This window comes from Psychromonas sp. KJ10-5 (genome assembly GCF_055808325.1).
The window spans coordinates 179,311-200,790 of record NZ_CM147864.1; the positions used below are offsets into that span (position 1 = coordinate 179,311).

At 40.2% G+C, this 21,480-nt stretch carries 13 protein-coding genes; 8 read left to right on the top strand and 5 right to left on the bottom strand.

Going from position 1 to position 21,480, the window contains the following annotated elements; translation table 11 throughout:
• Positions 1-58 precede the first annotated feature (58 nt).
• The 3 genes from AC0L3W_RS00935 to AC0L3W_RS00945 are packed head-to-tail and all read left to right on the top strand — an operon-like array spanning position 59 to position 5,119.
• Positions 59-1,351, top strand: a complete 1,293-nt coding sequence (locus tag AC0L3W_RS00935) for an NAD(P)/FAD-dependent oxidoreductase (protein WP_409439893.1) — start codon at positions 59-61, stop codon at positions 1,349-1,351.
• 28 nt (positions 1,352-1,379) lie between these two features.
• On the top strand, positions 1,380-3,473 hold the full coding sequence (locus AC0L3W_RS00940; protein WP_409439892.1) for a hydantoinase/oxoprolinase family protein: 2,094 nt from the start codon (positions 1,380-1,382) through the stop codon (positions 3,471-3,473).
• Complete coding sequence (locus AC0L3W_RS00945; protein WP_409439891.1) at positions 3,473-5,119, top strand: hydantoinase B/oxoprolinase family protein; 1,647 nt, start codon at positions 3,473-3,475, stop codon at positions 5,117-5,119. Before AC0L3W_RS00940 ends, AC0L3W_RS00945 begins: the two co-directional genes overlap by 1 nt.
• An 84-nt stretch (positions 5,120-5,203) precedes the next feature.
• Here the strand turns inward: AC0L3W_RS00945 and AC0L3W_RS00950 are convergent, their stop codons facing one another.
• From AC0L3W_RS00950 to AC0L3W_RS00965, 4 genes are all read right to left on the bottom strand, one after another.
• Positions 5,204-5,983, bottom strand: coding sequence for an IclR family transcriptional regulator (locus AC0L3W_RS00950; RefSeq protein ID WP_409439890.1), 780 nt, complete (start codon positions 5,981-5,983; stop codon positions 5,204-5,206).
• A 148-nt stretch (positions 5,984-6,131) separates the two neighbouring features.
• Entirely contained in the window at positions 6,132-7,361 is a 1,230-nt protein-coding gene (locus AC0L3W_RS00955; protein ID WP_409439889.1) for a YbfB/YjiJ family MFS transporter, read from the bottom strand.
• A 23-nt stretch (positions 7,362-7,384) separates the two neighbouring features.
• Entirely contained in the window at positions 7,385-8,137 is a 753-nt protein-coding gene (locus AC0L3W_RS00960; RefSeq protein WP_409439888.1) for an SDR family NAD(P)-dependent oxidoreductase, read from the bottom strand.
• A 269-nt stretch (positions 8,138-8,406) separates the two neighbouring features.
• Positions 8,407-10,731: a molybdopterin-dependent oxidoreductase gene (locus tag AC0L3W_RS00965; protein ID WP_409439887.1), complete on the bottom strand. Its 2,325-nt coding sequence runs from the start codon at positions 10,729-10,731 to the stop codon at positions 8,407-8,409.
• A gap of 488 nt (positions 10,732-11,219) precedes the next feature.
• Here AC0L3W_RS00965 and AC0L3W_RS00970 point away from each other — a divergent pair, with 488 nt between their 5' ends.
• From AC0L3W_RS00970 to AC0L3W_RS00990, 5 genes are all read left to right on the top strand, one after another.
• Positions 11,220-12,260 carry an amino acid ABC transporter substrate-binding protein gene (locus tag AC0L3W_RS00970; protein WP_409439886.1) on the top strand — a complete coding sequence of 347 codons (1,041 nt, stop codon included), beginning with the start codon at positions 11,220-11,222 and terminating at the stop codon, positions 12,258-12,260.
• A gap of 33 nt (positions 12,261-12,293) precedes the next feature.
• Entirely contained in the window at positions 12,294-13,430 is a 1,137-nt protein-coding gene (locus tag AC0L3W_RS00975) for an ABC transporter permease subunit (RefSeq protein ID WP_409439885.1), read from the top strand.
• A gap of 1 nt (position 13,431) precedes the next feature.
• The gene (locus AC0L3W_RS00980) at positions 13,432-14,529 is read left to right on the top strand and encodes an amino acid ABC transporter permease (protein WP_409439884.1); all 1,098 of its coding nucleotides are present in this window, start codon (positions 13,432-13,434) and stop codon (positions 14,527-14,529) included.
• A gap of 92 nt (positions 14,530-14,621) precedes the next feature.
• Positions 14,622-15,392: an amino acid ABC transporter ATP-binding protein gene (locus tag AC0L3W_RS00985; protein ID WP_409439883.1), complete on the top strand. Its 771-nt coding sequence runs from the start codon at positions 14,622-14,624 to the stop codon at positions 15,390-15,392.
• Positions 15,393-15,770: 378 nt separating this feature from the next.
• Entirely contained in the window at positions 15,771-20,576 is a 4,806-nt protein-coding gene (locus AC0L3W_RS00990) for an NAD-glutamate dehydrogenase (RefSeq protein ID WP_290039914.1), read from the top strand.
• 92 nt (positions 20,577-20,668) lie between these two features.
• Here the strand turns inward: AC0L3W_RS00990 and tcdA are convergent, their stop codons facing one another.
• Positions 20,669-21,457, bottom strand: a complete 789-nt coding sequence (gene tcdA / locus AC0L3W_RS00995; RefSeq protein ID WP_290039913.1) for a tRNA cyclic N6-threonylcarbamoyladenosine(37) synthase TcdA — start codon at positions 21,455-21,457, stop codon at positions 20,669-20,671.
• Positions 21,458-21,480 lie beyond the last annotated feature (23 nt).

Below are 21,480 nucleotides of genomic sequence, written 5' to 3' on the forward strand. Positions count from 1 at the left end.
AAACATTAATACCGTAATTCAGCACAAAGTTTTGTTGTAATTTAAAGAGGGATTTGAAATGACTAGTAAGAGTGGGTCTATATCTTCGCAAGAAGAAATATCGTTATGGGATATCTCTGCTCCTGAAGCGATTGAATATGCGCCATTAGATGGTGATGTTGAGACTGAGGTTGCCATTATTGGTGCTGGATTTAGCGGGCTTTCAACTGCTTTGCACCTAGCTGAAAAAGGTATTAGCTGTCGTGTATTAGATGCTAACAAGGTTGGGTTTGGTGGTTCAGGTAGAAACTGTGGCATGGTTAACCCTGGTATTTGGTTACCTCCTCAAGATGTACGCAAAGTACTCGGTGAAGATAATGCAACAACATTCCTTAATGCGATGGGCGATGCTCCTGATTACATTTTTTCATTAATCGAAAGGTTTAATATCGATTGTGAAGCGACTAGAAACGGCACAATCCACGCAGCTCATTCTAAGTCTGGCTTTAAAGAATTAACGGGACGTGCTGCAGAATGGATCCGTCGTGGACGTTCTGTTGAACTGCTTGATGCTAACAAAGCAAAAGAGATGATCGGGACAGCACGTTTCCATGGTGGTTTATTAGATTGCCAAGCAGGTACGGTAAACCCAATGGGCTATGCAAGAGGGCTAGCTGCTGCCGCTGACAGTACTGGCGCGATGATTCATGAAAAAACCGAAGTGACTAAGTTAACTCAACAGGGTGACAAATGGTTGGTGAAAACGAATCAAGGTGATGTGCTAGCGAATAAAGTCTTACTTGCTACGAATGCTTATAGCGGTGACCTATGGCCTGGTCTTAAACAAACACTGACACATATTCACTTCTATCAAGTTGCTACAGAGCCACTAGGTCGTTTAGCCGACAAAATCCTACCTGGCGGTCAAAGTGTGTGGGATACAGGTTTAGTGATGTTTTCTGTGCGTAAAGATAAGTTTGGACGACTGATTGTTGGCAGCATGGGCAAATTAGCTGGCAAGAACGATTGTGGCTCTGAATATTGGGCACAAAAACAGTTAACAAAAATGTTCCCTGAGCTAGGCCAAGTTAAGTTTGAGAAATCATGGCATGGCGTGATTGGCTTAACACCGGATCACTTACCAAGAATTCATAACCCTGCACCTAATTTATATGCATTGGCTGGTTTTAATGGTCGAGGCATTACTACTGGAACCATCTTTGGGAAGTCAATGGCTGACTTTTTCACAGGCATGCCTGAGGGCGATTTATTAGTCCCTATCACCAAGATTAAACCCGATAAAGGTGCGCTGATTAGAGAGCCTGTTTACGAAGGTTGTTTTAAAGCATGGCGTTTTTATAAAAGTATTTAATACAAGATAAACAAATTGGAGAGTTGAAATGACACAGAAGAATGCTCGGATTGGTGTAGACATTGGCGGTACGTTTACTGATGTTGCCTTAGATCTTGATGGTACCTTATTCACCGGTAAGGTTTTAACAAATTACGCTCAACCAGAACAAGCTATTATTGATGGCATTAACGTGGTGTGCGAAAAAGCAGGGATTGACCCTAAAGAGGTGACCACGGTTATTCATGGCACCACATTAGTGACTAACTCATTAATCGAAAGACGTGGAGCGAACACTGCTTTTATTACTACGGAAGGGTTTCGTGATGTTGTTGAAATGCGTACCGAAAACCGTTTTGAACAATATGATTTAAACCTGACATTACCGACGCCATTAGTCAGTAGAACCTCTCGTTACGCGCTTAATGAAAGAATAGGGGCTTCTGGTGAAATATTAACACCCTTGGATAAAGAAGAGTTATACGCGCTGGTTAAAAAAGTAGTGGCAGCCGGTTATGAAGCGGTAGCAGTTGGTTTTATTCATTCTTACACAAATGACGCACATGAAGTGCAAGTTGCAAAGGCATTCGCTGAGATTGCTCCTGAGTTATCAGTGTCAATTTCTAGCCATGTATCACCACAGATTCGTGAGTTTCAACGCTTTAATACGGTGATCGCTAATGCTTATGTTCGTCCACAAGTGTCTGACTACCTAGGTCGATTACTATCACGTTTAAATGAAATGGGCATTAATTGCCCTGTCTTTATGATGCACTCGGCAGGTGGGTTGATCAGTGTGGAAACTGCCTCTGAATTTCCAGTTCGTTTACTAGAGTCGGGCCCTGCTGGCGGTGCTATTTTTGCCGCTAAATTGGCAACAAGTTATGGCGAGGATCAAGTGGTTTCATTTGATATGGGTGGAACGACTGCAAAAATCTGTCTCATTGAAAATGGTAAACCAAAAACAGCAAATACCTTTGAAGTAGCACGCACCTACCGTTTTGCTAAAGGGTCTGGTATGCCGTTATCAACACCGGTTGTTGAAATGGTTGAGATTGGTGCTGGTGGTGGATCTATTGCTCATGTTGATGATATGAAACAAATTCGAGTTGGTCCTAAATCAGCAGCTTCTGAGCCGGGTCCTGCATGTTATATGCGTGGTGGTGAAAACCCAACGGTAACAGATGCTAACTTGTTACTTGGTCGTTTAGATCCTGACTTTTTTGCGGGTGGAGCAATTCCTTTATCTGTCGATTTCGCTACTCAAGCAATGCATAACAAAGTCGCTGAAAAAGTGGCCCTAGATGAGAAACAAGCGGCATTTGGTGTTACCGAAGTTGTTGATGAAAACATGGCAAACGCTGCGCGTGTTCATACGGTAGAAAACGGTAAAGAAATTGCTAAATTCACCATGATAGCTTTTGGTGGTGGTGCACCGTTACATGCTTGTCGTTTATGTGAAAAATTAAGTATTAATTCATTACTTATTCCTTCTGGTGCTGGTGTTGGTTCGGCGATTGGATTCTTAAACGCTCCATTCTCTTATGAAGCAACCTTAGGCATGTATCAGCGTTTAAACAGTTTTGATGCTAGCAAGGTGAATGACGTCTTAGATGCATTAAGAAAAGAAGCCATTGCCTTTGTTCAAAAGGGCGCAGGGGAAGTAGAAACGACTACTCAAGTTCAAGCCTTTATGCGTTACACAGGCCAAGGTGCAGAAGTGGCGGTGGATATTCCTTACCAAGCCTATACAGATGCCGATGTGGCAATGTTTAAAGAGAAATTTGAAGCAAGCTATAACGAATTATTCGGGCGTGTGATTGATGGATTAGCTATTGAAATCACTAACTGGTCAATTACGGTTGCATCAAAACTGGAAGCAGCTACTCGTATTAATCTACGTCATAAGGGCAACGCCGTTGAGGTAACTAAAACACGTGAGTTCTTTGATGCAGCATTACGTGAAACGGTTACCGCGAGTGAGGTTGAGCGAAAATCGCTGAACGCCGGTGATTTAATTGCTGGACCAGCGGTGATAGTAGAAGAAGAAACATCGATTGTAGTGACATCTGGATATGCGGCAATTGCACAGGACGATAAGTCAATATTGCTGGTAAATAAACAAACAATGGAGACGGAATAATGAAACTGAATAATGTTGATTATCAAATTATGTGGGCTCGTTTGGTAGCCGTTGTTGAAGAGCAAGCGACGACCTTAATTCGTACGGCTTTTTCAACGTCAGTTCGTGAAGCTGGTGATTTATCGGCGGGGGTGTTTGACCATCAAGGACGAATGATTGCTCAAGCTGTGACTGGTACACCTGGACATGTTAACGCGATGGCAGAATCGGTCACGCATTTCATTAATGAGATTGGCCAAGATAATATTAAAGAGGGTGATGTTTATTTAACCAATGATCCTTGGAAAGGAACGGGTCATCTCCATGACTTTACCATGGTGTCACCTTCATTTTATCAAGGTAAACATATTGGTTTCTTTGCTGCAACAGCGCACGTGGTTGATATCGGTGGTCGTGGGTTCGGGCCTGATGCGAATGAAGTATATGAAGAAGGGTTATTAATCCCTATCATGAAGTTTGTTGTTGAAGGTGAAGTGAATAAAGGGCTAGTTAATATTATTCGTAACAATGTACGTGAACAAGACCAAGTGATTGGTGATTTATATTCATTGGCCGCGTGTAATGCCACTGGTGATGACCGATTAATGAGTATGATGGCCGAGTTTTCATTAACCGAATTGGATGACCTGTCTGACTTTATTATCGATAGCAGCCGAGCAGCGACTCTAGCTCGTATTGCTGACTTACCTGATGGTACTTACCATAATGCAATGAGTGTTGATGGCTACGAAAAACAAGTTGATATGAAGGTTGCTTTAACTATTAAAGATGACACCTTGTTAGCTGACTTTGATGGCACTTCAGGCCTGAGTAAATTTGGTGTGAATGTACCTATGGTGTATACCCGAGCTTATGCTTGTTATGGATTGAAGTGTGCCATTGCACCTGATATTCCAAATAATACTGGTTCATTATTACCTTTCTCTGTTACGGCTCCCGAAGGTTGTATTTTAAATGCGCCACACCCAGCACCGGTTTCAGTGCGTCATGTAATAGGACACTTGATCCCAGATGTGGTGTTAGGTGCATTACATCATTGTATTCCAGGTGTATCACCTGCTGAAGGATCAAGTGCTTTATGGAATGTATTGATCAGTGCTAGACCGGTTGATCCTGCATCGGGTCTACCGCCAGCAGAAATTTTAATGTTTAACTCTGGTGGCATGGGCGCTCGCGCAACCTTAGACGGGTTAAGTGCAACTGCATTCCCTTCTGGCGTAAGTACTATGTCTAGTGAAGCTACAGAGCATGTAGGGCCGCTGACAGTATGGCGTAAAGAGTTACGTGGAGGCTCTGGTGGTAGTGGTGAGTTCCGTGGCGGGTTAGGGCAAACCATTGAAATTAGCGCGACGCAAGGATATGAGCTGTATTTTAATGCGATGTTTGACCGTATTAAGTTCCCTGCGCGAGGGCTAAATGGTGGTGGCAGTGGTGGGGCAGGTTGTGCTTCATTAGATGATGGCACTGTGCTTAAAGGCAAAGGGCGTCAAAAAGTGCCTACTGGTGTTAAGTTAATTCTTCAGTTGCCTGGCGGTGGTGGATATGGAGACCCTAAAAAACGTAACCGTGATGCGGTGAAAGCAGATTTAGCGGCAGGATATATTACAGAGAAACAAGCCATTGAAGATTATGGTTTAGCTATCTAAGTAGCTGTTTATCTAAATAACTTTTTTATGGCATTTAAAGCTGGTACGTAACCAGCTTTATTAATTATATTAAATAATTGATGGTTAACTTTCTGCTATTTTAGCTGACACAATAATACCTGCATCACGAACGGCAATACATATCTTCTCTAGGTCGCCATCTTTTAAGTTGATGTCTGGAATAGACACACCTAACGCCCCTAATACTTCGCCATTGGGCGCCTTAATCGCTGCACCAAAACTCATGATACGTTCACGGTATTCGCCTGTATCAATAGAATAACCACGCTCAAGGGTTGCGGCCATATCTTTATCTAACTGTTGCAGAGTAGTGATGGTTTTATCCGTATATTGCACCAACTCGCCTTTGAGTTGCTCGCGGAGTAACTTGTATTGTTCCGCTAAAATTGCCTTACCTGGACCAACACAATACAGTGGAGCCATACCGCCTTTTAAAGACCATGAGCGGATAGGTTGTGTACTATCTATTTTATCAATGTATAAAACAGATAAACCATCGCGTACAGCAAGATAAATAGTTGCGCCGGTTACTTGAGATAACTTACGCATTTGTGAAGCTGCGATAGCAGGTAAGTCTAGGTGGTCCATAATACGTTGGCCTAATTGCCACGCTTTCATGGTACAAGAGTAGTTTTTACCATCAGGCTGATGAACATAACCTAAAATACTTAATGAGCGCAGTAATCGGAAGGTATTCGACTTGGTCATTTCACATTCTAGTGATAATTCTGTTACGCCTTTTTCTGTTGGGGAGTTTGCTAATGTTTCAAGAATCTTTAGCCCTTTTAAAAGTGTAGAGTCTACTTTTACGGCTGCTTTGCTTTTTTCGTCTTCATTTTTCATTGAGGTAAACTTCTTATTTTTAAAATGGTTTATATTTAAAAAAGTGTACCTATATACTAATATAATGCAAAGATATTATTGATTTAATGTGCCATTTATTGGCACATGTATCATTTATAATGAATAATTTATGTTGTCTTGTTTTTATTTATGATTCTATAATTTCTTTGAGTTTAGTTTCTCTTCTTTCCATGCGAATTAACAGTAAAATTAACAGAGCCCCAAAGCTTAAAATCCCCCCAGCTATATATAACCCTTGGTCATAACTACCGGCATTTTGTGCCATCACACCAGTTAACGCAGGAGCAATAATTTGTGCAAAACCATAGGTTAAGGTGAGTTTGCCCATTAATTTCGCTGGTTTACCTGGGTAAAAACGGCCTGCCATGGTTAATACTAGGCTGACGCAGCCAATGAAGGTGCTACCGTATAATAATGCACTGATAATCGCGCCTGTTAAACTATGATTAAACACGGGTAAGGTAATGCCAACAACCTGTATAGCGTAAGCGAGAAAGATAGCGTTAAGGTAACCCCATCGGTGTGCAATTCTGTCCCAAATAAGTGCGGCAGGTAATGCTGCTAAACCAACTAGCATAAAGACCATTGGCCCTTGCCCTTGCAGTGAGGCTTGGCTTTCAATGATGTCGACCATAAAAGTGGCGCTAATAACGTAGCCATAACCAGCACAGAAATAAGCTGCAAGCATGATCCATAAAAAGGGTTTACTTGGTGGGTTATCTTTAACATGCTCGGGCTTTATGGCATTCGTTGCTTCTTTAGTGCTAGGGAACCACAGCCAAGCTGGAATACTTAGTATTAGCGCAACAACAGCAAACCATATCCATTGTTCCTGCCAAGTGAACAGATAATGAAGCATTAATTCTACTAACGCAGAGGCTAAAATAATACCAAGCCCCATGCCTGCAAAGTGGATGCCTAACTCGCCTCGGTGGCCATTTTTCATCAACCAATTTAGGATGATCCCTGACGCAATTAGCATTCCACCTGAGCTACTTAACCCAGATAAAAAGCGCAATATAGACCAAATTATTACATTCTCAGTCCAGGCCATTGCTAAGGTTGTGAGGACGGCTAGGACTAAGTAAACACGGTATAAAATGCCCTTTAATGCGAGGTTATTGATAGAAGCGACCAAAATGGCACCACACATATAACCTGCATAGTTAGCGGCTGCTAGCCAACCGCCACCTGATTCAGAGAGTGCAGTTTGGCTTTGCATCAAAGGGAGGAGAGGAGTGTAAGAAAAGCGAGCAATACCAAGAGTTACAATCATACTGAATATACCAGCTGCCAATACTTTATAGCGTTGCAGATCTGTTGCCATGTTCACTGTTTGAGTTCCTTGAATTGCCATGGTTTCTATTCCTCTCTTTTAGCTTAACAGGTGTAGTTCATGCCTAATCTACCGCCATCTACATAGATGGTTTCGCCTGTAATATAACTTGCTTTATCACTGGCAAGAAACGCCACTACACTACCAATTTCACTTGGTTTACCAACGCGTTTTAAAGGAGTACGCGACATAACCATTTGCATCGCTTTTGGATTGGCATTTACCCCAGCCATCATCTCTGTATTAATAGAGCCTGGGCCAACAGCATTCACTCGAATGTTATTAGGCGCTAACGATAAAGCCATTGCTTTAGTTAACTGCATAACGCCACCTTTAGAGGCACAATAAGCTGAAATAGTAGGGATTGCGACTTGGGCATTAACAGAGCTCATATTAATAATGGAACCGGCTATGCCTTTATCAACCATGGTTTGGGCAACGCGTTGAGAAGCGATAAAGGTTCCAGTTAAGTTGACGTTAATCACTGAAGTGAACTGCTCAATAGTGGTATCTAAAAAATTACCAGGACTAGCAAAACCTGCATTGTTGACTAATACAGAAACAGGGCCGTATTCAGCTTCAACAATATCAAAGGTATTTAGTATGGCTTTGCTATCACCCATATCACAAGGTAAAAAAACAGCATCATTAGCAAGTTCTTTAGCGGCTTGCTCACCAGCTTTAGTATCAATATCAGTAATAACAATGCGGAATCCATCTTCAGCTAACGCCTGCGCACAAGCTAAGCCAATGCCTTTAGCACCACCAGTAATTAATGCGATTAATTTGTCACTCATAATTTCTCCTTGGTATATTTTTGTTAAATAGTGATTGGTTTTGTTTCAAACATCATGCCTAAGTTAATATTTTGAGTCAATATGTAAAACAATTGTTTTGTATTTTGGCACTTTGTTGTTGGTTTAGTTGGTGGCTGTGTTGTTAATTTGATTGGTAGTTGTGTTGCTGCTTGTATTAATAGTTGGCTGGTGGAATGATGGCAATCAAAAATAAAATGTGATTGATTGCCATTTATGGAAGCTAAAATGTTTATTAGTTTGTTAGTTCATTAATTGGCAATAGGCGAATCAAATGCTGTGATGCTTGGTGCTACTTCTGTAAATCTTTCAACATTAACCAAGGTGCTATGTGCCGCTGTTCCCTGTGATAATCGAGATGTTCGACCATCATGGGTTAATACATTAGGGTTGCCGTGTTTATCTAATGAGCCTACTTTTCCGGGTTGTTCTGGGTCATACCAAGCTCCTGTCCATAAAAAGATAACCTGCTCTCTTACATCATTAGTTACGACTGCACCAGCGAGGCAAGTGCCACGTTGATTATGTAACTTAATAATATCGCCATCCTTAATACCTAGTTTTTCAGCATCAATAGGGTTGATTAACGCGGGTTCTCGCCCTTGTACTTTTTTACTTCGGCTATATTCACCTGGGTCTAATTGGCTATGTAACCTGGTTTTAGGCTGTCCTGAAATCAAATGGAATTGATATTGGTTAGATTTCTCACCTCCTAACCACTCCTTAGGTTTTAACCAGGTCGCGTGTCCAGGGCAGTCTTGATAATTAAAACTCGCTATTTTTTCCGAGTAGATTTCTATTTTGCCACTGGGTGTCGGCAGTGCATTAGCAACGGGGTCTGAACGAAACTCACTTAAAAAAACATGCTCAGGATCGGGATCATGAAATTCAATAATGTCACCCGATAAGAAACTGTCTAAGTTGGGCAGGGTATAATTAAATTGGGATGCGGTATCCTGCATTTGTAACCACATTTTCTCCAACCATTGTCTAGAGGTGCGGCCTTCGGTGAATTGTTCTTTAAAGCCGAGCTTTTCAGAAAGTGCGGTGAAAATATCGTATTCATCACGTGCTTCGCCTATTGGCGACAAAACTCTGGGCATAGGAATAATACTGGTATCCTGTGTTCCTGCGCCAATATCTTCCCGCTCTAACGTTGAGGTTGCAGGTAGAACGATATCAGCGTGTTTTGCCGTTGCTGTCCAATATATTTCATTAACGATAATAGTTTCAGGCTGTTGGAATGCTTTTAATAATTGGTTTAAGTCCTGATGATGGTGAAAAGGATTACCACCAGCCCACCAAACTAAACGTATTTCGGGGTAAGTTAAGGTTTGACCATTGTACTCATACTGAGTATTAGGCTTGAGTAACATATCGGTTATTGTTGCTACAGGGATAAAGGTATCAACTGGGTTTTTACCCTGTGGGAAAGAAGGCCAACGCATTGGGCGATCTGTGGTGCCTATACTCGCATCTCCACCATAACCAATACCGTAACCACCACCAGGTGTACCTATTTGTCCTAAAATAGCCGCTAAGGTGACTGTCATCCAAAGTGGTTGCTCGCCATACTCCGCACGTTGTAAACCAACGGCGGTACAAATAATGGTTGAAGATTTAGCCATACGACGTGATAAATCCTGAATAGTATCAGCAGGTACACCTGATAATTCACTGGCCCAACAAGCATCCTTCACAATACTGTCCTTGTCACCCATCAAATAAGCTTTAAAACGATCAAACCCTGTGGTGTATTGGTCTAAAAAAGCTTGGTCATGCAAACCTTCATCAAGCAAGGTATGTGCAATCCCCATCATGATCGCGGTATCTGAACCTGGTTTTGCTGCTATCCATTGCGCATCTAACTCTGCTAATGAATCAGTCTTTAAGGGGCTAAAGTTAACAAAATTAACACCGGCTTCTTTACAGGAAATAAGGTCATCACGTAATCGATGGCGAGATAAACCACCACCACCCACTTGCCCGTTTCTCACTGGGATACCACCAAACATCACTACAAGCTCACCATGTTTGGCGATTGAACTCCAGCGTGTTGCTTGTTTAACATGGTCTCTGAAATTTCCTACTATATAAGGTAATAAAGTCAGTGCCGCGTTATAACTATAATTACCTTCGCTTCTCACAAAACCACCAGCACAATTTAAAAAGCGTTTTAATTGGCTTTGAGCATGATGAAATCGACCTGCGCTACTCCATCCATAAGAACCACCAAAAATAGCTTCATTACCATAGTTATCTCGTACTCGGTTCATCTCTTTAGCGATTAACTCGAGCGCCGTTTCCCATGACACCTCTACAAAAGGGTCTTCTCCTCGTGGTGAGCCTCCACTTTGATAGCTATTTTCTAAGTAACTTTTACGTACTGCTGGACTGCGGATACGTGTTTTTCCATCTACCACACCAATCAGGTTGTTATTGATTTTAGAGGGATCATTATCATTGGGGTGCCCTTTAACCGTGGTGATTTTATCGTTTGAAGTTTCTATTACTGAAGCACCCCAATGGTTCGCCGTAATAAACTGACTAGATTGTTTTGTTTTTTCTGAAGGCATGACCAATATTCCTTTTTAATCGATAACTAATAAATTGACTGTATTGATATGTGGTTCTAGTGTTTCATATAGAAGCATTTTATTTTAAAGGTGTCCACTGCATTATAGTTTCTTCATCTTGTTGTTTGTTATTTTTTACAAGCAATATTATGACCAGTCTGGACAAGGTAAAAATGTATAGCCGGCGGTTTAGTCAGTACAGCTTAACCGCTTACTTTTGGTGCGAATTTATTGATTTAGATCAATTGTGGTGCATTCCTGTGCTATGTGATGTGTTGATAATAAAGCAGTCTTGTATTGCTTATGAAGGTTTTTTAAAAATCTTAAAAGCGAATCACTAGGCTAGGCATGCGCTTACGGTGATTTACTGATTGCCATTAATATCATTTCAATAGCTTGGCATAAAAAATGCTATATATTAAACACCTTGTGCCGAATTAAGATACAAGCGTGCTGAAAAATAAACTAACGTAAAATGGAGTGTTACGATGATTAAACCACTAAAACTTCTTGTAGCGGCAGCGACAACTACCTGTGCTCTTTCTTTTTCTCAAATGGCAATGGCAAAAAGTCCAACTGTACAAGCTATTCAAGATCGCGGTTCACTACTATGTAGTGGTCATAACGGTAGTTATTTCGGATTTGTTGAGGTTAATGACAAAAACGAATGGAAAGGGTTAGATATTGATTTATGTAAAGCATTAACGACGGCGATCCTTGGGTCCCCTGACAAAGTAAAAATTATCCCTTTAAGTTGGGCTCAACGCTTTACTTCATTGCAATCAGGTGATGTTGATATCGTGATTAAAGCAACGGGTTGGACAATGGGGCGCGATACAGAGCTAGGTTTACAGTTTAGCTTGCCTTACTTTTTTGCAGGTGCACAGCTGATGGCTCACAAAGAGTTGGGTATTACCGATGCAACTGGTTTAGAAGGTGGAACTGTTTGTGTTGAAGCAGGTACAACGATTGAAAGGGTAGTTGCCGATTACCTAAAAACTAAAAATGTGAAACACACTATGGTGGCTTATGAAAAAGCATCGGAATTACGTGCAGCTTACTTAGCTGAACGCTGTGATGCTTTTGCTGCTTGGGGACCAAGTTTAGCCGTATTACGTGCTACGGGTGTAGATGATGCTGATAAGCATGTCATTTTAAACGATGTACTTTCTAGCGAGCCTATTGCTGCTGCAATGCGTCAGGGTGATGAAGAGTTTGTCGATGTGATGAACTGGGCGCTAGCGAGTTTGTTATTGGCTGAAGAGTACGGCGTTACTAAGGCGAATATTGAGGAGATGGTAGCAAATCCACCGAACCCAACGGTAGCAAGATTATTAGGTGTGACACCAGGTATCGGTAAACGTTTAGGTTTACGTGAAACATGGGCGCGCGAAATGATTGCGGAAGTAGGTAATTATAGCGAAATTTACGAACGTAACTTAGGCAAAGAATCCCCTTATAAATTAGCTCGTGGGTTAAATAATTTATGGAGTCATGGTGGTGTGTTGTATTCACCAATCCTTGATTAAGCCTATTTATTAGATAACGACGGAGACTGTAGTATGGAACAGACTAAACCACCAAGTGAGCTCGATATTAAAGGTATTATCATTCAAGCTCTTTTTTTGATTGCTGTCGCAGTGCTTATTACTAGCGCTTACTCTAGTGGACAGACTAACTTGAGTAAAATGGGGCTCACTAATGGCTTTAGCTTTTTAGAGCGAGCAACGGGATGGTCATATTCATTTAGCATGATTGATCACTCTACCGATGACCCATACTACAGGACTCTATTTTCAGGGTTTTTAAATACCTTTGTATTAGGTATTGCTGCCATTGTTTTTTCGACTATTTTTGGCTTTGCTATTGGTACTGCAAGGGATGCGAAAAATTTGGCAGTTCAGGGCTCTGCAGCTATTTTTATCCAAATATTTCGTAACATTCCGCTTATTTTACAATTGATATTTTGGTATGCCGTATTAATCCATTTACCTAGTCCGAGACAAGCAATGGGCTTTTATGACACCATTTTTATGTCTAATAGAGGGGTCATGATACCCACTTTAAATATGTCCCTTTATACCTGGTTAATGGTGGTTGCTATTGCTATCGGGGCTTATTTTGCCATCAATAAATTTTGTAAACAAAAAAAGCCTATTAAGCTTTTGGCTTGGGTAACGATTGTGGCGGTGAGTGTGTTGCTACTAGGTAATCTATTTGTACCTGAAAATGAACATCTCTTATCAGTTCCTGAATTAAAAGGGTTACGCTTTGTCGGTGGCGTGACATTGAATATCGAATTGGTCGCTATGTTGATTGCCATTATTTTATATGGCAGTTCATACATTGCAGAAGTTGTCCGAGGCGGTCTTCAAGAGGTGCCAAAAGGGCTGGCTGAAGCGGGTAACTCGCTTGGTTTAAGTGACCGTCAAATTTGGTTCAAAATTAAAATGCCGATGGCCTTGCGTACTATTATCCCACCATTAGGCAACCAATGGATATTTCTAATCAAAGCTACCACGATCGGTGTTGCTATTGGCTATAGCGACCTATTTATGATTATTTCAACTTCTATTACACAGTCAGGCCAAACACTAGAGTTAATCGGCATCTTAATGGGCGCGTTTTTATTGATTAACTTCTCTCTTGCGCGATTAATTAATCTGTTGAATAAAAAGCTACAACTAAAGGGACATTAGTATGACTACGACGACTATACCTATCAACTCAAAACCAAGAGCAGTTAAACCAGTGATGAAATATGCTTGGTTTAAAGAACGCGCTTTTTCTACTTCCTTAGACACCTTAATGACCTTAGTTTTTTTAAGTGTGATCTGTTATTTAGGGTATTTAATTGTTGATTGGGCATTTCTTAACGCTGTTTGGACAGAAGAGAATGTTGCCATGTGCCAAGAAGCAGCGGGAGCTTGTTGGTCGGTTGTTGATGCTCGCCATCGCTTAATATTATTTGGCTTGTATCCATACGAGTTGCAATGGCGTGCGACACTGGCTTGTGCCTCAATCATTTTAGCTATTGTGCTGTCTTGCTTTTCATTCTTTTGGACTATTTGGCGATTAAGCTGGTTATGGTTAGTTGGCTTTGCTAGTTATTACTTATTAATGGAAGGCAGTTTATTAGGGTTACAACAAGTGACAACCGATGAGTGGGGCGGATTAGCGTTAACCTTGTTTCTGTTTTCATCTGTGGTACTTGCTGGGATCCCAACCGGCTTACTTTTTGCGATGTTAAGACGCTCTAAGTTGCCCGTTATCTCCTATGGCATCTCTATTTTTATCGATGTGATTCGTTCACTACCTTTATTAGCGACCTTATTTACCGCTGCTGTTGTTATACCTATTTTACTGCCTGAATGGTTGCATGGAGATAAAATTTGGCGAGTGATTGTTGCCTTTACTTTGTTCTTTGCTTGTTATCAGGCTGAAGTGTTTCGCGGTGGTTTTCAAGGCGTGCCTAAAGGTCAATTAGAAGCAGGGCAAGCGCTTGGTTTGTCATCTTGGCACATCTTTACTCGTATCGTTTTACCGCAAGTGTTCCGTCATTCATTACCAGGCACCATCAATATGGTGGTGATGACCTTTAAAGAAACTGCGATTGTGATCATTATTGGTTTCTTTGATGTGATTGCTTCTGCAAATGCGGCTATCGGTACTGCTCAGTGGGCGCCATATTATATGGAGGTTTACGCATTTGTTGGCTTTATCTATTGGGGCTTTATTTTCTTACTTGGCCAATATGGCTCTTACTTAAAACGTCGTTTGAGTAATACCAGCCACTAATTATGTGATGTATTGAAATAGGGGATATTGGTGAATTTTGGATTACCCGATAACCCTATTAAATTATAACGTTATAAAAGGGATTATATAAGATGAGTTTAACAACTAATGACCAAAATAGTGCAGATGAAGTTGCTATTCAAATTACTGATATGAATAAGTGGTATGGCGATTTTCATGTTTTAAAAGGCATTGACTTAACAGTGAAAAGAGGTGAAAAAATTGTTGTCTGTGGTCCGTCTGGATCAGGTAAGTCAACCATGATCCGTTGTATTAACGACCTAGAAAAACATCAGTCCGGTAAAATAGAAGTGTTAGGCACCATACTCGATCGCAACCCTAAAAACATACAGGCGATCAGAAAAGATGTTGGCATGTGCTTTCAACACTTCAACCTATTTCCACATATGACGGTGTTAGAGAATTGCATGTTAGCACCGACCTTGGTGCAAGGTGCATCTGAAAGCAAAGCGAAAGAGACTGCATTAAAATATTTAGATAAAGTGAAAATACGTAATCAAGCGGATAAATATCCAGGGCAATTATCCGGTGGACAGCAGCAGCGTGTGGCAATCGCTCGCTCACTTTGTATGAATCCATCTGTGATGTTATTTGATGAACCCACTTCCGCTTTAGATCCTGAAGTAATTGCAGAAGTATTAGATGTCATGGTGAGTTTAGCTGAGATGGGGATGACCATGATATGTGTTACTCATGAAATGGGCTTTGCTCGCAAAGTGGCAGATAGAATTATCTTTATGGATGCAGGAGAAATTATCGAAGATGATGAGCCTAATTCATTTTTTGATAACCCTAAATCCGAGCGAACTAAGTTGTTTTTAAGCCAAGTATTGGAACACTAGTCAGGCTATTGGCCAAGCTTATTGTTTAGCGCATGTGCTGTTTAATTAACAGCGCATGACTTGTTTATTTAAATAGAGTTTTATAGCCGTTTTTTAAACTGGTTTTATCTCACTTTAATGCTATTCAGAAACTCCATTAATATATTAAAAAGCGTTAGTTAATATTCAATGATCTGTGATTAATGTAATTTAATATTTCAACTTCCTGTCTGTATCTTCATCAGTAAAAAGTGGCTTCACAATTTCATCCAATTAATTACCATATTTAGTGATTTTTTGTGTGCTAATAAGCGCTTCTTAATTTATTGTATTGTTTATTTAATTCTTTTTACTTAGCCTTAAGTTATGTAGTTACTCTTCAATAGTAGGTAGGTGTACATGAATAGCAAAATGAGCCAAAAGTTAGACATTCTCGAGCAAGTATTCACTCAATTAAAAGCACACTTCCCGGTGCGAGAACAACCTTTATTAGAAAATTTTATTTCCGGTATTTATCGTGATGTTAGCATTGTAGATTTAGCTACTATTAGTCCTGACGATTTAGCGGGCCTAACGGTTTCATTATGGAGAGAGGTGCACGTTTGGAAAGGGCAAGCGGCAAAGGTTAAAGTATTCAATCCAGATGTAGAGCAAGACGAGTGGCAATCCACTCATACCATTATCAGTATTCTAAGCCGTAACATTCCCTTTGTTATTGATACTATCAAAATAACTTTAAACAAATTAAATACTAAATTACACCGAATTTTTTACAGTGAAATATGTAGTGAGCGTACCGTCAGTGGTAAATTAAAAAAACTCAATACCGATGATATTAAAGTTAATGATTTAAATACTGAGTTACTGTTATATATTGAAATCGACCAAACTAGTTCTGCTACTGAGCGCGCTAAAATTCAAAGTAGTTTAGAGCAAGCTTTAGCTAATGTGTCATTAGTGGTTGATGATTACCTAACTATTCAAAGCAAAGTAAAGTCAGCTATTCAAAAAAGTAAAAAAGAAAGCGCAGTTATCACGGAAAAAGATGGTTTTGACGAGCAGCAAACTTATTTGAGTTGGATGTTAGATGATCATTTTACTTTTTTAGCGTGTGATGAATTTAAAGTTAAAGATGATGTGATCAGTATTACAGAAGGCAGTGCGTTAGGGTTATTTAAACATAATAAGTTTATGTCTGATCAAGAGCACTTTGATTGTTTACATGAGCTGAAAAATAGCTCGCTTCTGCATTTTAGTAAAGTATCGCAGCGAGCATTAGTTCATCGTATTGCTTATCCTGATGTGGTCTATATTAAACAATTCGATAAGCAGGGTAATTTGATTGGTGGGATTCGTTTAATCGGTCTTTACACATCTTCTGTATACAGTGGCAGCCCATTAGGTATTCCGGTTATTCGCCATAAAATAAGCAATATCTTAGCGCAATCAGGTTTAAGTTTAGGCAGTCATTACTACAAAGAGCTCTCACAAATATTATCCACTTATGCGGTGGAGGATTTATTGCTATGTGATGAGGAGACCTTGCTTAACAATGTGATTGAAGTGTTACATGCCCAAGAAAGAAAGCAGCTTAAATTATTCCTAAGAACAGACGGTAATAAACGTTTTGTGACCGCTCTGTTATACGTACCACGCGACCTATACAATACAGAAGTAAGATTGAAATTTGTTGAGCTGTTGTCGCGCACTATGGATATTGCGGATAGTGACTTTCAAACTTACTTAAGTGAGTCCAATCTAGCTCGTCTGCGTTTGGTGATTCATCTAGATAAGCCTTATCAAGGTGACTTAGAAACTAACGCTATTCAATTACGTATGCAGCAGATAACTAAAGCGTGGAGTGAGGAACTACAAGAGTCGTTAATTGAAAACTACGGTGAAGAAACAGCTGTGAAACTGGCTCGTAAGTATGCATCAGCTTTTCCTACTAGCTACCAAGATAGCTTTAGTTCTCGTGTTGCGGTAACCGACATTGCACGTATTGAGTCGTTATTTAAATCCCCTGAACGTTCAATGGGATTACGTTTCTACCGTTCTATTGAAGCGAATAACAGTGGTTTAAAACTAAAACTATTCCACCAAGACGGCGCATTGCTGCTATCCGATTTAATCCCTATTTTAGAAAATTTAGGATTAAAAGTGGCGCAAGAATACCCATTCCAAGTTTGTCCAGCTGGTGAAAGTACCTTCTGGTTATATGACTTTACTTTATTGTATGGAGATGATGCCGGTTTTGACCCTGAAAGTTACCGTCATTTGTTCTCCGATGCTTTTTTAGCAATTTGGTATGCACAAACCGATAATGACCCATTTAATAAACTTATCTTAGGGGCTGGTATCGCTTGGCGTGATATTGCGATGTTGCGTGCATATGCTAAATATTTAAAACAGATCCGCTTTGGTTTCAGCCATTATGCTATCGCTAAAATTCTGCTAGATCACAGTGGCTTTGTTAAACAAATTGTTGAGTTATTCCATGCGCGCTTTAATCCTGAAAAGCAGATGAGTCTCGAAAAACAAACCGCAATGGAAAATAATATTTTAGAAGGGCTAAACGAAGTGAGTAACCTCAATGAAGATCGAGTGTTACGCAAATATGTTGAGCTAATTATGGCGACGATTCGTAGTAATTATTTCCAACAACAAGATGGACAATTTAAAGAATATATTAGCTTTAAATTTGATCACAAAAAAATAAGCGAAATACCACTGCCCCGTTTAAGTTACGAGGTGTTTGTTTATTCACCACGTTTTGAAGGTGTGCATCTTCGTGGCGGTAATGTTGCTCGTGGAGGTTTACGTTGGTCTGACCGTGGTGAAGATTACCGTACAGAGGTCTTAGGTTTAGTAAAAGCACAACAAGTAAAAAACTCGGTGATTGTACCGGTAGGTGCTAAAGGAGGCTTTGTTGCTAAGCACCTTAACCCTTCAATGGATAGAGATACCTTCATGCAAGAAGGGATTACTTGTTACAAAATGTTCATCAGTGCGCTATTGGATATTACTGATAATTTAGAAGCCGGTAATCTATTACCGCCACAACAAGTGGTGCGTTACGACAATGATGACCCATATTTAGTGGTTGCAGCTGACAAAGGGACAGCGACCTTCTCTGACATTGCTAATGAGTTAGCAACGGATCGTAATTTCTGGCTAAACGATGCTTTTGCATCGGGAGGCAGTAATGGTTATGACCATAAGAAAATGGGGATTACCGCTAAAGGTGCGTGGATAAGTGTTCAGCGTCACTTCAGAGAATTAGGTATTGATGTTCAAGCGCAACCTATTTCAGTGATTGGTATTGGTGATATGGCTGGAGATGTATTCGGTAACGGAATGCTGTGTTCTAAGAAGATTAAGTTAATGGCTGCATTTAACCATTTACACATCTTCATCGATCCAAATCCAAGTAATTTAGATGCATGCTTTGAAGAGCGTCAACGTCTATTTGATACTCCAAGAACGAGTTGGGCGGATTATAACACTAAGTTAATTTCTGCTGGTGGCGGTATCTTTGAGCGCTCTGCTAAGTCGATAGCCGTTTCGCCGGAAATGGCAAAAGCCTTTGATATTAAAAAAGCAAAGGTTACACCAACAGAGCTGATTTCATTATTGCTTAAAGCACAAGTTGATCTACTGTGGAATGGCGGCATTGGTACTTATGTTAAGAGCAGTAAAGAGAGCCATGCTGATGTTGGCGATAAAGCGAATGACATCTTACGTGTTAATGGTAAGGAGTTGCGTTGTAAAGTGATTGGTGAAGGCGGTAATTTGGGGATGACTCAGAGTGCCCGTATTGAGTTTGCTAATCATGGAGGTCAATGTTTCACTGATGCGATTGACAATGCTGCTGGCGTAAACTGTTCAGATTTAGAAGTGAATATTAAAATCCTCCTGGATAAACTAGTTTCAAAGGGAGATTTAACCGTTAAGCAGCGTAATGTTTGGTTACAGAATATGACCGATCAAGTTTCTGATTTAGTGTTGCATAACAATTACCGCCAAGCGCAAAGTATTAGCTTATCTTTCCTTCAAGGACATAAAAGTATTGAGTCGTTACGTGGCTTAATTAATAGCCAAGAAGAAAAAGGCAAGTTAAATAGAAGCTTAGAGTTTATCCCAAGCGATGAGGAAATCACGGAACGCAAAAATGCTGGCTTAGGGCTAACACGCCCAGTTATTTCAGTGATGATCTCTTATGCTAAAAATGAGATGAAAGAAGAATTAGCTAAAGCACGTATTGCAGAAGATGGCTATTTAGCTAAAGAGGCTGAAAAGGTTTTTCCTGCTGAGTTAGTTAAAGCGTACAAAGCTGAAATTCATGAGCACTCTTTATTGTCAGAACTTGTTGCGACTAAAGTAAGTAATGATCTCTTTAATATTATGGGCGCTTCTTTTGCTTATCGTATTATGTCCAGTACTGGTTGTTCATTCCTAGAGCTAGCAAAAGCTTGGGTTGCTGCGCGTGATATCTTTGATTTACCTGAGTTGTTAGCTGAAATTGAGTCATTAGACAATAAGATAGCCAGTGCCGTACAAGCGGAGTTAATTAATAAGTTAAAACGTATGGTGCGCCATGCTTCACGCTGGATAATTAGAAGTCATAGAGAGCAGTTGGATTGTGCTTCTTTAATTAAGAAATACCGTACGTCATTGCAAGAAGTGAAGGCTAATTTACCTAAACTATTAAGTGAGCAAAGCTTAAAACAACGTCAAGCTGAGTTAGACAAGGCTGAAAAAGAGGGGGTACCTGCGATACTTGCAGAAAAACTCTGTAATACAGAGCAATCTTATGCGTTGCTTAATATTATTGATGTTGCGAGTAAATTAAAACTAGACCCACAACTTGCTGCGAGTGTTTATTTTTACTCAGAAGAGAATCTCAAGCTAGCAGATATTTCTGCACAGCTAAACTTGTTACCTGTTGATAGTCATTGGCAGTTATTAGCGAGAGAAGCGATGCGAGATGACTTAGAGTGGCAACAAAAACGCATTACCAGAGCAATCTTATTAATGATTGAAGGTAAAGAGTTTGTAAAAGCTTATGACGATTGGTTAGAGCTACATAAAAATCTAGCTACTCGCTGGCACAAGATGACAGAGGCTTTATCAGCAGTGAGCACGCCCGAGTTTAGTATGTGTCAAGTTGCGCTAAGAGAGTTACTTGACCTATCTAAGAGTTAAATAATCGTTGATATTTAAACCTAAAAAGCGATGTTAGTTATAGCATCGCTTTTTTATTAGCTGTGATTTAATCGTGAGGTGCTGTATTAAATTTATGAGGATGCTTTTTCTGCTATCTTCTTCAGCATAAATGCAGTACCTACAAACGCAAAGCTTGCAGTGACCATGGTAGACGCGCCAAAACCACTGGCGCAATCCATCTTCATATTACCGTCTGATTCTGCTTTCTCTTTACATACTTCACCGTTTAAATCTGGGTAGCTGAGCTGCTCTGTAGAAAACACGCAGTTAATTCTAAATTTACGTTTAGGGTTGGTAGTAAAATTAAAGTGCCGACGTAGTTCAGAGCGCACTTTAGCAGCTAGTGGATCTTGAATGGTGCGTGCTAAATCAGTGACTTGGATTTGTGTCGGATCTAATTGTCCACCAGCGCCTCCGCAGGTAAGTAAAGGGTATTTATTACGTTTACAATGTGCGACTAAAGCCACTTTTGCATGGATACTATCGATGGCATCAAAGATATAATCCATATCACTAGACAGATAATCAAAACAATTTTGTTTATCGATAAAGTCATCAATACAATTAACGATGATCTCTGGATTAATTTGTTTACAACGCGCCGCCATCACTTCAATCTTTTGTTGTCCAACCGTGTCGGCTAAAGCATGTACCTGACGATTAGTGTTGGTGACACATAAGTCATCCATATCGATTAAAGTAAGTTGACCAATACCTGATCGAGCTAATGATTCAACTACCCAAGAGCCCACGCCACCAATACCTACAACGCAGACATGGCTATCTTTAAATTTTTTTAATGCGGTCGTGCCATATAAGCGTTTAATACCACCAAAGCGGTTTTCATATTGTTCGTTCATGGGCTAACTCATGTTGATTTTGG